General features: G+C 62.6%; 12 protein-coding genes and 1 pseudogene. 4 read left to right on the forward strand and 9 right to left on the reverse strand.

Features of this window, described 5'->3' with window-relative positions:
* Positions 1 to 96: 96 nt before the first annotated feature.
* From hflD to BM198_RS22475, 4 genes are all read right to left on the reverse strand, one after another.
* Positions 97 to 717 (reverse strand): high frequency lysogenization protein HflD, encoded by a 621-nt coding sequence (hflD, locus tag BM198_RS22460; protein ID WP_044406292.1) that lies wholly within the window; start codon positions 715 to 717, stop codon positions 97 to 99.
* Positions 717 to 1,832, reverse strand: a complete 1,116-nt coding sequence (gene mnmA / locus BM198_RS22465) for a tRNA 2-thiouridine(34) synthase MnmA (protein WP_074972570.1) — start codon at positions 1,830 to 1,832, stop codon at positions 717 to 719. The genes hflD and mnmA overlap by 1 nt, the downstream gene beginning before the upstream one ends.
* A 62-nt stretch (positions 1,833 to 1,894) precedes the next feature.
* On the reverse strand, positions 1,895 to 2,341 hold the full coding sequence (locus BM198_RS22470) for an NUDIX hydrolase (RefSeq protein WP_044406298.1): 447 nt from the start codon (positions 2,339 to 2,341) through the stop codon (positions 1,895 to 1,897).
* 95 nt (positions 2,342 to 2,436) lie between these two features.
* A complete protein-coding gene (locus tag BM198_RS22475; protein WP_074972571.1) occupies positions 2,437 to 4,665 on the reverse strand; it encodes an NADP-dependent isocitrate dehydrogenase in 2,229 nt (742 codons plus the stop codon).
* A gap of 365 nt (positions 4,666 to 5,030) precedes the next feature.
* On the opposite strand from BM198_RS22475, the gene icd reads away from it, so the two are divergent.
* A complete protein-coding gene (icd, locus tag BM198_RS22485; protein WP_044406307.1) occupies positions 5,031 to 6,287 on the forward strand; it encodes an NADP-dependent isocitrate dehydrogenase in 1,257 nt (418 codons plus the stop codon).
* A gap of 79 nt (positions 6,288 to 6,366) precedes the next feature.
* Here icd and cspD read toward each other — a convergent pair.
* Positions 6,367 to 6,625, reverse strand: a pseudogene (cspD, locus tag BM198_RS22490) (cold shock domain-containing protein CspD); the annotation flags it as partial.
* A gap of 227 nt (positions 6,626 to 6,852) precedes the next feature.
* Between cspD and clpS the strand changes: the two are divergent.
* On the forward strand, positions 6,853 to 7,215 hold the full coding sequence (gene clpS, locus BM198_RS22495; protein WP_044406310.1) for an ATP-dependent Clp protease adapter ClpS: 363 nt from the start codon (positions 6,853 to 6,855) through the stop codon (positions 7,213 to 7,215).
* A gap of 28 nt (positions 7,216 to 7,243) precedes the next feature.
* Positions 7,244 to 9,514 (forward strand): ATP-dependent Clp protease ATP-binding subunit ClpA, encoded by a 2,271-nt coding sequence (clpA, locus tag BM198_RS22500; protein ID WP_074972572.1) that lies wholly within the window; start codon positions 7,244 to 7,246, stop codon positions 9,512 to 9,514.
* A 53-nt stretch (positions 9,515 to 9,567) separates the two neighbouring features.
* Here clpA and infA read toward each other — a convergent pair whose 3' ends face one another.
* From infA to trxB, 4 genes are all read right to left on the reverse strand, one after another.
* The gene (infA, locus tag BM198_RS22505) at positions 9,568 to 9,786 is read right to left on the reverse strand and encodes a translation initiation factor IF-1 (protein WP_002553999.1); all 219 of its coding nucleotides are present in this window, start codon (positions 9,784 to 9,786) and stop codon (positions 9,568 to 9,570) included.
* 99 nt (positions 9,787 to 9,885) lie between these two features.
* The gene (locus tag BM198_RS22510; protein WP_044406323.1) at positions 9,886 to 10,593 is read right to left on the reverse strand and encodes an arginyltransferase; all 708 of its coding nucleotides are present in this window, start codon (positions 10,591 to 10,593) and stop codon (positions 9,886 to 9,888) included.
* Positions 10,594 to 10,646: 53 nt separating this feature from the next.
* The gene (aat, locus tag BM198_RS22515) at positions 10,647 to 11,330 is read right to left on the reverse strand and encodes a leucyl/phenylalanyl-tRNA--protein transferase (RefSeq protein WP_074972575.1); all 684 of its coding nucleotides are present in this window, start codon (positions 11,328 to 11,330) and stop codon (positions 10,647 to 10,649) included.
* A 36-nt stretch (positions 11,331 to 11,366) separates the two neighbouring features.
* A complete protein-coding gene (trxB, locus tag BM198_RS22520) occupies positions 11,367 to 12,320 on the reverse strand; it encodes a thioredoxin-disulfide reductase (RefSeq protein ID WP_074972577.1) in 954 nt (317 codons plus the stop codon).
* 200 nt (positions 12,321 to 12,520) lie between these two features.
* On the opposite strand from trxB, the gene ftsK reads away from it, so the two are divergent.
* Complete coding sequence (gene ftsK, locus BM198_RS22525) at positions 12,521 to 14,950, forward strand: DNA translocase FtsK (protein WP_139233688.1); 2,430 nt, start codon at positions 12,521 to 12,523, stop codon at positions 14,948 to 14,950.

Here is a 14,950-nt window from a genome sequence, read left to right on the forward strand (position 1 = left end):
GGGCAGGTCGGTCAACGAAAAGGGCGCACATCATACATGAAAACCGACCCGGTCGCCGTGCCCGACCGGTCACCTTCCGGCGACCGGTCGCTGGGCTCACCCTCGTAGCAGGGGATAGAGTTCGGCGAGCAGCTTGCGACGGCTGAACAGCAACTGCCAGCGGTGGCCGCCGAGCTGGCGCCAGAGGCGGGCTGAGCGGATGCCGGCGAGCAGCAGGGCGCGGATCCTGGCGGCGTTGGTGGATTGCTGCAGGTAGCGCATGTCGCCATGCACCTGGATGCGCTGGCGGAAGGTGCTGAGTGTGTCCTGGTAGAGCGAGGCACAGGAGGCGACGACGTTGTCGTGGGCCGGGCCGAAGTGCTGCACCTGCTGCTGGATCTGGTCGAGGCGGCTGCCGATCTGGTCGAGCATGTCGTCGCGCTTGGCCAGTTGGCGTTCGAGGGTGAGCAGCGACAGGGCGTAACGCAGGGGCTCGCGCTGGAGGCTGGCGGGCTCGCGTTCGAGTGCACTGACCAGGGCCTTGTAGCCGTCGCGCAGGTTGATGTCGTCGCCGCCGTACACGTCCAGGGTGCTCTTCGGGTCGCGCACCAGCAGGCTGCCGATCATGCAGGCGAGGGGGGCTTCGCTGATCTGCCCGGTCTTGGCGATGCGGTCGACCAGGGCGGCGGCTTCGAAGACGCCGCCGAGGGCAATGAGTTGTTCGTTCAGCGGGGCCATCAGGTGCGTTCCTCGCTGTACCAGGGCTCGGCGCTCTCGATCACGCCGCCGCCGAGACACACCTCGCCGTCGTAGAAGACCACGGACTGGCCGGGGGTGACGGCGCGCTGGGGCTCGGCGAAGACGGCGCGGTAGCCGTCGGCGGTCTTCTCCAGGGTGCAGGCCTGGTCGGCCTGGCGGTAGCGCACCTTGGCGGTGAGTTGGCGCGGGGCGTCCAGTTCGATGGGGTTGACCCAGAAGATCTCGGATGCGAGCAGGGCCCGGGAGAACAGCCATGGGTGCTCGTTGCCCTGGCCGACCACGAGGACGTTGCGGGCGACGTCCTTGGCGAGGACGTACCAGGGCTCGTCGCTGGCGTCCTTCATGCCGCCAATGCCCAGGCCCTGGCGCTGGCCGATGGTGTGGTACATGAGGCCGTGGTGGCGGCCGATGACGTCGCCGTCAGTGGTCTCGATGTCACCCGGCTGGGCGGGGAGGTACTGCTTGAGGAAGTCGCTGAAGCGGCGTTCACCGATGAAGCAGATGCCGGTGGAGTCCTTCTTCTTGGCGGTGGCCAGGCCGTGTTTCTCGGCGATGGCGCGGACTTCCGGCTTCTCCAGTTCGCCGACGGGGAACAGGGTACGGGCGATTTCCTTGCCGCCGACGGCGTGGAGGAAGTAGCTCTGGTCCTTGTTCGGGTCCAGGCCCTTGAGCAGCTCGGTGCGACCGTCGATATCGCGGCGGCGCACGTAGTGGCCGGTGGCGATGAGGTCGGCGCCGAGCATCAGGGCGTAGTCGAGGAAGGCTTTGAACTTGATCTCGCGGTTACAGAGGATGTCCGGGTTCGGCGTGCGGCCGGCCTTGTATTCGGCGAGGAAGTGCTCGAACACGTTGTCCCAGTACTCGGCGGCGAAGTTGGCGGTGTGCAGTTTGATGCCGATGCGGTCGCAGACGGCCTGGGCGTCGGCCAGGTCTTCCTTGGCGGTGCAGTACTCGGTGCCGTCGTCCTCGTCCCAGTTCTTCATGAACAGGCCTTCCACCTGGTAGCCCTGTTCCATCAGCAGGAGAGCGGAAACCGAGGAGTCTACGCCGCCGGACATGCCGACGATGACGCGGGTGTTGGCTTTATCGGACATAGGAATCTGTTGCTGCTGCAAAAAAAGAACGGGATTCTACCAGTTGCGGCGAATGGGGGCGATCAGGCCGGGTCGCGGATCAGGGCCAGGGGAAAGCGCTCACCCGCCAGGTAGTCGTCGACACAGCGCAGGACGAGGCGGCTGCGCCAGCGGTCCTGCTGGGCTGCCAGCTCGTCACGGGTGAGCCAGCGCGGGCCGATGATGCCGTCGTCCAGTGCCAGGTCGGGGCGATGACGCAGGGGGCGGGCGGCGAAGCAGACGCGCTGGTAGGTCACGCCATTGCTGGGGGCGGTGTACAGGTAGATGCCGGTGACGGCGGTGAGTTCAACCTCCCAGCCGGTCTCTTCGAGGGTTTCCCGCAGGGCGGCCTGGGGCAGCGTCTCGTCGGCTTCGAGGTGGCCGGCGGGCTGGTTCAGGACGGCCCGGCCGTCGGCTTCTTCCTCGACCAGGAGAAAGCGGCCCTGGTCTTCGACCACGGTGGCGACGGTGATGTGGGGTTGCCAGGTCATGGTGTGGCTCCTTCTGAGGGGGCGACATGTTCGCAGGGCTGCGCCGGAAAAAGAAACCCCGGGACATGCCCGGGGTTTCTGGTACTGCAGGTCGTTTAGGCGACCAGTCCGTCGATGACCGCGTTGAAGGTGGCGCTGGGGCGCATCACCTGGCTGGTCAGCTCGGGGTTGGAGCGATAGTAGCCGCCGATTTCGGCAGGCTTGCCCTGTACGCCGTTGAGTTCGGCGACGATGGCGGCTTCCTGGTCGGTCAGGGCCTTGGCGACCGGGGCGAAGTGGGCCTTGAGTTCGGCATCTTCGTCCTGGGCGGCCAGGGCCTGGGCCCAGTAGAGCGCCAGGTAGAAGTGGCTGCCGCGGTTGTCGATCTCGCCGACCTTGCGGGACGGAGACTTGTTGTTGTCCAGCAGTTTGCCGGTGGCTTCGTCGAGGGTCTTGCCCAGCAGCTTGGCCTTGGCGTTGCCGGTCTTGATGCCGGTCTCTTCGAGGGAGACGGCCAGGGCCAGGAACTCGCCGAGGGAATCCCAGCGCAGGTAGTTCTCTTCCACCAGTTGCTGCACGTGCTTGGGCGCGGAACCGCCGGCGCCGGTTTCGTACATGCCGCCGCCCGCCATCAACGGGACGATGGAGAGCATCTTGGCCGAGGTGCCCAGCTCCATGATGGGGAACAGGTCGGTCAGGTAGTCACGCAGGACGTTACCGGTCACCGAGATGGTATCCAGGCCGCGGATCATGCGTTCCATGGAGACGCGGATGGCTTCGTTGTAGCCCATCATGCGGATGTCCAGGCCGGTCAGGTCGTGGTCCTTGAGGTACAGCTCGACCTTCTTCTGCAGTTCGCGGTCGTGGGCGCGCTCCGGGTCCAGCCAGAAGATGGCCGGGGTGTTGGACTGGCGGGCACGGGTGACGGCCAGCTTGACCCAGTCGCGGATCGGGGCGTCCTTGGTCTGGCAGGCGCGCCAGATGTCGCCGGCTTCCACTTCGTGCTGCATCAGGACGGTGCCGTCGGCAGCGACGACGCGCATGGTGCCGTCGGCGGTCATTTCGAAGGTCTTGTCGTGGGAGCCGTATTCCTCGGCCTTCTGCGCCATCAGGCCGACGTTCGGTACGCTGCCCATGGTGGTGGGGTCGAACGCGCCGTTGGTTTTGCAGAAGTTGATCATTTCCTGGTAGATGCGGGCGTAGGTGCTTTCCGGCATCACGGCCTTGGTGTCTTTCTGCTTGCCGTCCTTGCCCCACATCTGGCCGGAGTTGCGGATCATGGCCGGCATGGAGGCGTCGACGATCACGTCGCTGGGGATGTGCAGGTTGGTGATGCCCTTGACGGAGTCGACCATCGCCATTTCGGGGCGGTGGCTGTAGACCTCGTGGATGTCGTGCAGGATCTCTTCCTGCTGGGAGGCGGGCAGGGCCTTGATCTTGTCGTAGACGCTGCTGATGCCGTTGTTCGGGTTGACGCCCAGTTCCTTGAACAGGTCGCCGTACTTGTCGAAGACGTCCTTGTAGTAAACGCTGACGGCGTGGCCGAACACGATGGGGTGGGAGACCTTCATCATGGTGGCCTTGACGTGCAGGGACCACATGACGCCGGTTTCCTTGCAGTCCTGCAGGGTCTGTTCGAAGAAGGCACGGAGCTTCTTGCAGCTCATGAACATGCTGTCGAGCACTTCGCCGTCCTGAAGGGCCAGCTTTTTCTTCAGCTCGACCTGGCCGTCCTTGCCGACGAATTCGATGCGAACGTCACCGGCCTTGGCCATGGTGATGGACTGCTCGCTGGAGAAGAAGTCGCCGCCACGCATGTAGTCGGCGTGGGAGCGGGAGGCCATGCTCCACTTGCCCATGGAGTGCGGGTGCTTGCGGGCGTACGCCTTGACGGCTGCCGGGGCGCGGCGGTCGGAGTTGCCTTCGCGCAGGACCGGGTTCACGGCGCTGCCCAGCACCTTGGTGTAGCGCGCGCGGATTTCCTTCTCTTCTTCGCTCTGCGGATCTTCAGGGAAGTTGGGGATGTTGTAGCCCAGTGCCTGGAGTTCTGCGATGGCGCCCTTCAGCTGCGGTACCGATGCGGAGATGTTCGGCAGCTTGATGATGTTGGCGTCAGCGGCGGTCGCAAGGGTCGCCAGGTAGGCCAGGTCATCCTCGATGCGCTTGTCGGCAGGGAGGGTGTCGGCGAAGGTGGCGAGGATGCGTCCGGCGAGGGAGATGTCGCGGGTCTCCACGTCGATGCCGGCGGAGGCGGCGAATCCCTTGACGATGGGGAGGAGGGAGTAGGTGGCGAGCGCTGGGGCTTCGTCGGTGAAGGTGTAGGTAATCTTCGGACGGTTGGGCATTAACGTTTGACTCTCTTCTATGCTGGACGCGCACAGACTCTCGTAGCGCACCGGTAGATGCAGTCGCTCAAACGGATCCGATGTTGAGCAGTGCCGAGAATTGCCGCGGAGGGGTAATGGAGCGCCAGTAGAGCGTTGCTCGGCCCGATCATGATGGTGGTCTGGCCGCTTCAGGGTCAGTTGAGCCTGGTCCCAGACTGCTCGACCCAGGTGACCATGAGGTCACGGCGCGCAGTGTACCATTCCTTTCGGTTGGCTGGCTCTGGCACGATGTTTCGACTAAGGAAGATATGGTCGATGACCGCCCGTTTGGAGTAGGCTCACGGGCCGCAAGAGCATTCTCAAACCACAATATGGAGCTCAGCATGGGATACCAAAAGATCCAGGTTCCGGCAGTCGGTGACAAAATCACCGTTAACGCGGATATGTCCCTGAACGTACCGAATACCCCCATCATTCCCTTCATCGAGGGCGATGGTATTGGTGTCGACATCAGCCCTGTAATGATCAAGGTCGTGGACGCTGCCGTGTCCAAGGCTTATGGCGGTGAGCGCAAGATCGCCTGGATGGAGGTCTATGCCGGCGAGAAGGCCACCCAGGTCTACGATCAGGACACCTGGCTGCCCAAGGAAACCCTGGAGGCCGTGCGCGACTATGTCGTATCCATCAAGGGCCCGCTGACCACGCCGGTGGGCGGTGGCATCCGTTCCCTCAACGTGGCCCTGCGCCAGGAACTGGATCTTTACGTTTGCCTGCGCCCCGTGCGCTGGTTCGAAGGCGTGCCGAGCCCGGTCAAGAAGCCCGGCGACGTGGACATGGTGATCTTCCGCGAGAACTCCGAAGACATCTATGCGGGTGTCGAGTGGAAGGCGGGTAGCCCCGAGGCCGAGAAGGTCATCAAGTTCCTCACCGAGGAAATGGGCGTGAAGAAGATCCGCTTCACCGAGAACTGCGGTATCGGTATCAAGCCCGTTTCCGAGGAAGGCACCAAGCGCCTGGTTCGCAAGGCCCTGCAGTACGCGGTGGACAATGACCGCAGCTCCGTGACCCTTGTGCACAAGGGCAACATCATGAAATTCACCGAAGGCGCCTTCAAAGAGTGGGGCTACGAGATTGCGCGCCAGGAGTTCGGTGCCGAACTGCTGGATGGTGGGCCGTGGATGCAGTTCAAGAATCCGCGCACCGGCAAGAACATCGTGGTGAAGGACGTCATCGCCGACGCCATGCTGCAGCAGATCCTGCTGCGCCCGGCCGAGTACGACGTGATCGCGACCCTCAACCTCAACGGCGACTACCTGTCCGATGCCTTGGCGGCTGAGGTGGGGGGTATCGGTATCGCTCCGGGCGCCAACCTGTCCGACTCGGTGGCGATGTTCGAGGCGACCCACGGCACTGCGCCTAAATACGCAGGCCTGGACAAGGTGAACCCGGGTTCGGTGATTCTTTCCGCCGAAATGATGCTCCGCCACATGGGTTGGGGCGAGGCTGCGGATCTGATCATCAAGGGCGTGAACGGTGCCATTGCGGCGAAGACCGTCACCTACGACTTCGAGCGTCTGATGGACGGTGCCAAGCTGCAGTCCTGCTCCGAGTTCGGCGACGCCATCATCACGCACATGTGATCGATAGACGTGCAACAAAAAAAGGCCGGTCAACTTGACCGGCCTTTTCGTTTCCCCAGCTTTCAGGGTCAGGCTTCGACGGCGCTACCTTTGGCAGTGGCAACTGCAGCGGTGCCATGGGTATCGCTGGCCGCCGTGACAGGGCTGATATTCACGGCATGCAGGCCCTTGGGGCCCTGGATAATGTCGAAGCTTACCGGCTGGCCAGCCTTGAGGGTCTTGTAGCCCTCCATCTGGATCGCCGAGTAATGGGCGAACAGGTCCTCATCTCGGCCTTCAGCGAGGATAAATCCATACCCCTTGGCGTTGTTGAACCACTTGACCTTACCGCTAACCATGCTGATATCCCTCTGCAAAGGACTCCATCACTGGAGTATCATCCACTACGACCCCGCGCCAGGCCCGACCGGGCGGACGAAGGTGCGGAACCCTTGATACCCGTAGGTGGGTATCCCTTGTTTGTAACACCCTTTTGCCTTTAGTCAAGGCGATGCGGCGACCGGCTGAGAAGCGGGTCAAACTCCATGGGGCGTTCCTTTCCATCGGCCAAGAAGCTTTTTCCAGCATGCATGCAAGCAGCCAGATTCGACTAACATTCAATCAGGATCACCCCGAGCACATCGGCGGTGATGATGCCGGTCTGGTGCTTCAGGAAGCCAAGCCTGCCCTGAAGGCACCATCCATGTACAAGGTGGTGATGTTCAATGATGACTACACGCCGATGGATTTCGTGGTCGAGGTGCTGGAAACCATCTTCAACCTGGACCGCGAAGTGGCGACGCGGGTCATGCTGACCGTCCATACCGAAGGGCGGGCCGTATGTGGTGTGTATACGCGCGATATTGCTGAAACCAAGGCTATGCAGGTGAATCAATACGCGAGAGAGAGCCAGCATCCGCTGCTCTGTGAGATCGAGAAGGACGGTTAATCCGGCCACTTGGGTATGAGGTGAAGCTATGTTGAACCGCGAGCTCGAAGTCACCCTCAATCTTGCCTTCAAGGAAGCACGCGCAAAACGTCATGAGTTCATGACGGTCGAGCACCTGCTGCTGGCCCTGTTGGACAATGATGCTGCTTCCGCCGTCCTCCGCGCCTGTGGCGCCAACCTGGATAAGCTCCGGCGTGACCTTCAGGAGTTCATCGACTCCACCACGCCGCTGATCCCTCAGCACGACGAGGATCGTGAAACCCAGCCGACGCTCGGCTTCCAGCGCGTTCTGCAGCGTGCAGTCTTCCACGTTCAGAGCTCCGGCAAGCGTGAAGTCACCGGGGCCAACGTACTGGTCGCCATCTTCAGCGAGCAGGAGAGCCAGGCCGTCTTCCTGCTCAAGCAGCAGAGTGTCGCCCGTATCGATGTGGTCAACTACATCGCCCATGGCATCTCCAAGGTTCCGGGTCATGGCGAGCAGCACGAAAGCGAGCAGGAAATGCAGGATGAGGAAGGCGGCGAGTCTTCTTCGGCAGGCCATCCGCTCGATGCCTATGCCAGCAACCTGAACGAGCTTGCCCGACAAGGGCGCATCGACCCGCTTGTGGGGCGCGAGAATGAGGTTGAGCGTGTAGCGCAGATCCTGGCGCGTCGTCGCAAGAACAATCCGTTGCTGGTCGGTGAGGCTGGCGTCGGCAAGACCGCCATCGCCGAGGGGCTGGCCAAGCGCATCGTGGACAACCAGGTGCCGGAGTTGCTGGCCGACAGTGTCGTCTACTCCCTGGATCTCGGTGCGTTGCTGGCCGGGACGAAATATCGTGGCGACTTCGAGAAGCGTTTCAAGGCTCTGCTGAACGAGTTGCGCAAGCGCCCCCATGCCATCCTGTTCATCGATGAGATTCACACCATCATTGGTGCGGGTGCGGCATCCGGAGGGGTGATGGATGCATCCAACCTTCTCAAGCCGCTCCTGTCCTCGGGTGAAATCCGTTGCATTGGCTCGACGACTTTCCAGGAGTTCCGGGGCATTTTCGAGAAGGATCGGGCATTGGCGCGGCGCTTCCAGAAGGTGGATGTGGTCGAGCCCTCCGTCGAGGACACCATCGGCATCCTGAAAGGGCTCAAGCCGCGCTTCGAGCAGCACCACCACATCGAGTACAGCGATGAAGCGCTGCGTGCTGCAGCAGAGCTGGCGGCTCGCTACATCAACGATCGCCACATGCCTGACAAGGCCATCGATGTGATCGATGAGGCGGGCGCCTATCAGCGCCTGCAGCCGGAAGAGAAGCGCGTGGCTCGGATCGAGGTGGCTCAGGTGGAAGATATCGTCGCGAAGATCGCGCGCATTCCGCCCAAGCACGTCACCAGTTCCGACAAGGAGCTGCTGCGCAATCTCGAACGTGACCTCAAGCTCACCGTCTTCGGCCAGGATGCTGCCATCGATTCGCTGTCGACGGCCATCAAGCTCTCCCGTGCTGGTCTGAAGTCCCCGGACAAGCCGGTCGGTTCCTTCCTGTTCGCCGGCCCTACCGGCGTGGGCAAGACCGAGGTTGCACGCCAGCTGGCGAAAGCGCTGGGGATCGAGCTCGTGCGCTTCGACATGTCCGAGTACATGGAGCGGCACACCGTCTCGCGTCTCATTGGTGCGCCTCCCGGCTACGTCGGGTTCGACCAGGGCGGATTGCTGACCGAGGCCATCACCAAGATGCCGCATTGCGTGCTCTTGCTGGATGAGATCGAGAAGGCGCATCCCGAGGTCTTCAACCTGCTGCTGCAGGTCATGGACCACGGCACCCTCACCGACAACAACGGGCGCAAGGCTGACTTCCGCAACGTGATCGTGATCATGACCACGAACGCCGGCGCCGAGACTGCTGCGCGAGCGTCCATCGGTTTCACCCAGCAGGACCACTCGTCCGATGCGATGGAAGTGATCAAGAAGAGCTTCACGCCCGAGTTCCGCAATCGCCTGGACACCATCATCCAGTTTGGTCGTCTGTCGATGGAGACCATCAAGAACGTGGTCGACAAGTTCCTCACCGAATTGCAGGCCCAGCTGGAGGACAAGCGTGTCCAGTTGGTTGTCAGTGACGAGGCGCGGGAATGGCTCGGTGAGCGCGGATACGACGTACAGATGGGAGCTCGCCCCATGGCTCGCCTGATCCAGGACAAGATCAAGCGTCCGTTGGCGGAGGAAATCCTGTTTGGCGAGTTGGCCGATCACGGCGGCGTGGTGCACGTCGATGTGAAGGGGGATGAACTGGCCTTCGAGTTCGAGACGACGGCCGAAATGGCCTGATAGTCAGGCAAACGAAAAAGCCCGGCGATTGCCGGGCTTTTTTCTGGATCCGATCAGCGGGCGCGGTAGGTGATGCGGCCTTTGCTCAGATCATAGGGAGTCAGCTCGACGCGAACTTTGTCACCGGTCAGGATGCGGATGTAGTTCTTGCGCATCTTGCCGGAAATGTGCGCGGTGACGACGTGCCCGTTTTCCAACTCCACGCGGAACATGGTGTTGGGTAGGGTGTCGACGACAGTGCCTTCCATTTCGAAGCTGTCTTCTTTCGACATGCAGTAGAGCCCTCGGTATCAAAGAATGGCCGGGTGCAATCGGCGCCTGGCAAAAACGGCGTGCATTGTGCCCGAAAATGCCACCGCTCGCCAAGGGCTTCAGGTCAGAGTGACCCAGCGCTGGTTCACGAAGAGCTCGATTGGACGGTACTGGGTCTTGTAATTCATCTTGCGGCAGTTCTTGATCCAGTACCCGAGGTAGACGGCTTCAAGGCCCAGGCGCAGGGTTTCGCCGATCTGCCAGAGAATCGCAAAACGGCCCAGGCTGCGCCGTTCTTCCGAAGGGTCGTAGAAGGTGTAGACGGCGGAAAGACCGTTCGGCAGGACGTCGGTAACGGCTACTGCGACCAGGCGTCCTTGCAGGCGGAACTCGAAGAAGCGGCAGAACGAAAGATCGCGGACCAGGAAGGTCGAGAACTGGTCGCGGCTCGGAGGGTACATGTCGCCGTCGGCATGGCGTTCCTCGATGTAGCGCACGTAGAGCGCGTAGTACTCCTCGGTGAAGGAGGGTTTCACTCCGCGTACTTCGATATCCGCGTTCCGCTTGAGGATGCGGCGCTGCTGGCGGTCGGGGCTGAACGGTGCGGCGGGGATTCGGGCAGGAACGCAGGCGGTGCAGCGTTGGCAGTGGGGGCGGTAGAGGTGGTCTCCGCTCCGGCGGAAACCCATTTCCGAGAGCTCGGCATAGACGTCCACGTCCATGGGCTGGCTGGGGTCGAGGAACAGCGTAGTGGCCTGCTCCCCGGGCAGATAGCTGCATGGGTGTGGCTGAGTGGCATAGAACTTCAAGCGGGCCAACTCGGTCATGGCGGAACCTCGGAAAAGCCTTCCGCAAGTGTATGTCAGGGTTGGCGACTCGCCTAGGCGACGGTCCAGTCGGCGGTGTTCGGCTGGTCCAGATACAGCTGGAGGTAGCGGGCGTACTCGCTGCGGGGGATGGCGTAGGCGCCCAGGCTCTGGAGGTGCGAGGTGGGCATCTGGCAGTCGATCAATACGAATCCCCACTTGACGAGGTGGGTGGCCAGCGTGGCGAAGCCGACCTTCGAAGCATTGTCTGCCCGGCTGAACATGGATTCGCCAAAGAACAGCTTGCCGATGGCCAGGCCATAGAGGCCGCCCACCAGTTCGCCGTTCAGCCTGACTTCCACCGAGTGGGCGAAGCCCCTCTGGTGCAGCTCGATATAGGCCTGCTGCATGGCGTCGGTGATCCAGGTTCCGTCTGCATAGCTGCGAGGGCCAGCGCAACCTCGGATCACGGCTGCGAAGTCCGTGTCGAAGCTCACCTCGAATCTGCCTTGGCGAAGGATTTTCGCCAGGCTGCGTGATACGTGGACTTCGTGGGGGGATAGGACGGTGCGTGGGTCGGGTGACCACCAGAGTGGCGGCTGCCCCTCCTGGAACCAGGGGAAGCAACCGTGGCGATAGGCGGCGAGGAGGCGCTCCGCGCTCAGATCGCCACCTGCCGCGAGCAGGCCGTTGGGCTCACGCAGTGCGCGCTCCAGGGGAGGGAAGTCGTAGGTTTCGCGATTGAGCCAGGTCAGCATGGAAGGGGAGGGCGGCATGGCCGCCCGACCTCATCGTCAGTGGCTGTCGTCGAGGAATTTCTCGGCGTCCAGGGCCGCCATGCAGCCTGCGCCTGCCGAGGTGATTGCCTGGCGATAGACGTGGTCGGCTACGTCGCCGGCGGCAAAGATGCCCTCGATGCTGGTCGCCGTGGCATTGCCCTCTGAGCCACCACGGATCACCAGGTAGCCGTCGCGCATTTCCAGTTGACCCTGGAAAAGGTCGGTATTCGGCTTGTGGCCGATGGCGATGAACACGCCTGCCAGCTGCAGCTCCTGGGTGGAACCGTCCTCGGTGCTCTTCAGGCGTACGCCGGTGACGCCGGTTTTGTCTCCCAGCACCTCGTCCAGGGTCTGGTTCCAGTGCAGGCGGACGTTGCCGTTGGCTGCCTTCTCGAAGAGCTTGTCCTGCAGGATCTTCTCCGAGCGGAGTTTGTCGCGGCGGTGGATCAGGTGCACTTCCTTGGCGATGTTGGACAGATAGAGCGCCTCTTCGACGGCGGTGTTGCCGCCGCCCACCACGCAGACAACCTGGTTGCGATAGAAGAAGCCGTCGCAGGTGGCGCAGGCCGAAACGCCCTTGCCGGCGAATGCTTCCTCGGATGGAAGGCCAAGGTACTGGGCGGAGGCGCCCGTGGCGATGATCAGCGCGTCACAGCTGTAGGTGCCGCTGTCGCCCTTGAGGATGAAGGGGCGTTGCTGCAACTCGGCGGTGTGGATGTGGTCGTAGAGGATCTCGGTGTCGAAGCGCTCGGCATGCTTCTGCATGCGCTCCATCAGCGCCGGGCCGGTAAGTCCCTCGACATCGCCGGGCCAGTTGTCCACCTCAGTGGTGGTGGTCAGTTGCCCGCCAGGCTGGATGCCGGTGATGACGGTGGGCTTGAGATTGGCGCGTGCAGCATACACGGCAGCGGTATAACCGGCTGGGCCGGAGCCCAGGATAATCAGGCGTGAATGCTTGACGTCGCTCATAAAAAGGCCTCATAAGTCTTTGTCACAAAAGAGAATGCGTGCTCCAATTGAGCACTGCGCAAGACGCTGCGGGCTATGCTACACCGAAGCAGGAAGCGTCAGCAAAACGCACCCGCAGCGCCGTGTGCGCTGTGGCGTCCGAGCGTTAAACCCGTACAATGGGCGTCTTTTTCGCCCCTGATCGAATCTTGGACGCGCCAATGGCGCAGGAAACCAGGCGTTTGAAGAATTCCACCCCCTCTGCCCAGATTCCAGTCTGGCGACAGCAATTGCACTCCCGCTTGAAAGAGGGAGCGCTGATTGCGCTGGGCGCCTTGTGCCTCTATCTCTGGATGGCGCTGCTCACCTACGACTCCACCGACCCGGGCTGGACCCACACCAGCAACGTCGAGCAGGTCCAGAATGCCGCTGGCCGCCTGGGCGCCTGGTCCGCCGACATCCTGTTCATGGCGCTGGGCTATTTCGCCTATGTCTTCCCGTTGTTGCTGGGAATCAAGACGTTGCAGGTCTTCCGCCACCGTCACCAGCCCATCGACTGGAGCGGCTGGTTGTTCTCCTGGCGATTGATTGGCCTGGTCTTTCTGGTACTGGCCGGTGCTGCGCTGGCCGATATCCACTTCCAGGACAGCGTCGGCATGCCGGCTTCTGCCGGTGGCGCGTTGGGCGAGAGCCTCGCCCATCTCTCGGTCAATGCGTTGAACGTGCAGGGCAGTACGCTTTTGTTCTTTGCCCTGTTTCTGTTTGGCCTCACCGTGTTCACCGACCTGTCCTGGTTCAAGGTGATGGACCTGACCGGCAAGATCACCCTTGATCTGGTGGAGCTGATCCAGAGCCTGATCACCCGTTGGTGGAACGCCCGCATGGAGCGCAAGCAGCTGGTTGCCAAGCTCCGCGAGGTCGATGACCGCGTCACCGAGGTGGCAGCCCCGGTCGTCAAGGACACCCGCGAGCAGGCCAAGGTCAAGGAGCGCCTGATCGAGCGCGAGGAGTCCCTTGCCAAGCACATGACCGAGCGGGAAAGTCGCCCAGCGCCCACCATTGCGCCGCCGCCGCCACCCAAGCCTGCCGAGCCCAGCAAGCGCGTCCAGAAGGAGAAGCAGGTCCCGCTGTTTATCGACAGTGCAGTGGAAGGAACCTTGCCGCCCATCTCCCTGCTGGACGCGGCCGAGAAGAAGCAGAAGAGCTTCTCGCCGGAGTCGCTCGAGGCCATGTCGCGCCTGCTGGAGATCAAGCTGAAGGAGTTCGGCGTCGAGGTCATGGTGGAGTCCGTCCACCCGGGCCCGGTGATCACCCGCTTCGAAATCCAGCCGGCGGCTGGCGTCAAGGTCAGCCGTATCTCCAACCTGGCGAAGGACCTGGCCCGTTCCCTGGCGGTGATCAGCGTACGCGTGGTCGAGGTCATTCCCGGCAAGACCACCGTCGGTATCGAGATCCCCAACGAAGACCGGCAGATCGTGCGCTTCTCCGAAGTGCTGTCGTCCACCGAGTACGACGACGCCAAATCACCGGTCACGCTGGCCCTGGGGCACGACATCGGCGGTCGGCCGGTCATCGCCGACCTCGCCAAGATGCCTCACCTGCTGGTGGCCGGTACCACCGGCTCCGGTAAGTCGGTGGGCGTGAACGCCATGATCCTGTCGATCCTCTTCAAGTCCACGCCGGAGCAAGCGCGGATGATCATGATCGACCCCAAGATGCTCGAACTCTCCATCTATGAAGGCATCCCGCACCTGCTCTGTCCTGTGGTGACGGACATGAAGGAAGCGGCCAACGCCTTGCGCTGGAGCGTCGCCGAGATGGAGCGCCGCTACAAGCTGATGGCCGCGATGGGGGTGCGTAACCTGGCGGGCTTCAACCGCAAGGTGAAGGACGCCGAAGAGGCCGGCACACCGCTGCCCGACCCGCTGTATCGCCGCGAGAGCATGGAAGATGAAGCACCCCTGCTGAAGCAGTTGCCCACCATCGTCGTGGTTGTCGACGAATTCGCTGACATGATGATGATCGTCGGCAAGAAGGTCGAAGAACTCATCGCCCGTATCGCCCAGAAGGCGCGGGCAGCGGGCATCCACCTGATTCTCGCCACCCAGCGTCCGTCGGTGGATGTGATCACCGGCCTGATCAAGGCGAACATCCCCACCCGCATGGCGTTCCAGGTCTCCAGCAAGATCGACTCCCGCACCATCCTCGACCAGGGCGGCGCCGAGCAGCTGCTGGGCCACGGCGACATGCTCTACCTGCCGCCGGGCACCGGCCTGCCGATCCGTGTCCATGGCGCCTTCGTCTCCGACGACGAAGTGCACCGTGTGGTGGAAGCCTGGAAGCTGCGCGGCGCACCCGACTACATCGAAGACATCCTCGCCGGTGTGGAGGAGGGCGGTGGCGCCTCCGGGAGCTTCGAGGGTGGTGAGGGTGGTAGCGAGGGCAGCGAGGATGACCCGCTGTATGACGAAGCCGTACGTTTCGTTACCGAAAGTCGCCGTGCCTCCATCTCGGCAGTCCAGCGCAAGCTGAAGATCGGCTACAACCGCGCTGCCCGGATGATCGAAGCCATGGAGATGGCCGGTGTGGTCACTCCGATGAACTCCAACGGCTCGCGCGACGTGGTCGCTCCCGCGCCGATCCGCGATTAA

The sequence above is a fragment of the Metapseudomonas otitidis genome, from assembly GCF_900111835.1.
Classification (GTDB): Bacteria; Pseudomonadota; Gammaproteobacteria; order Pseudomonadales; family Pseudomonadaceae; genus Metapseudomonas; species Metapseudomonas otitidis.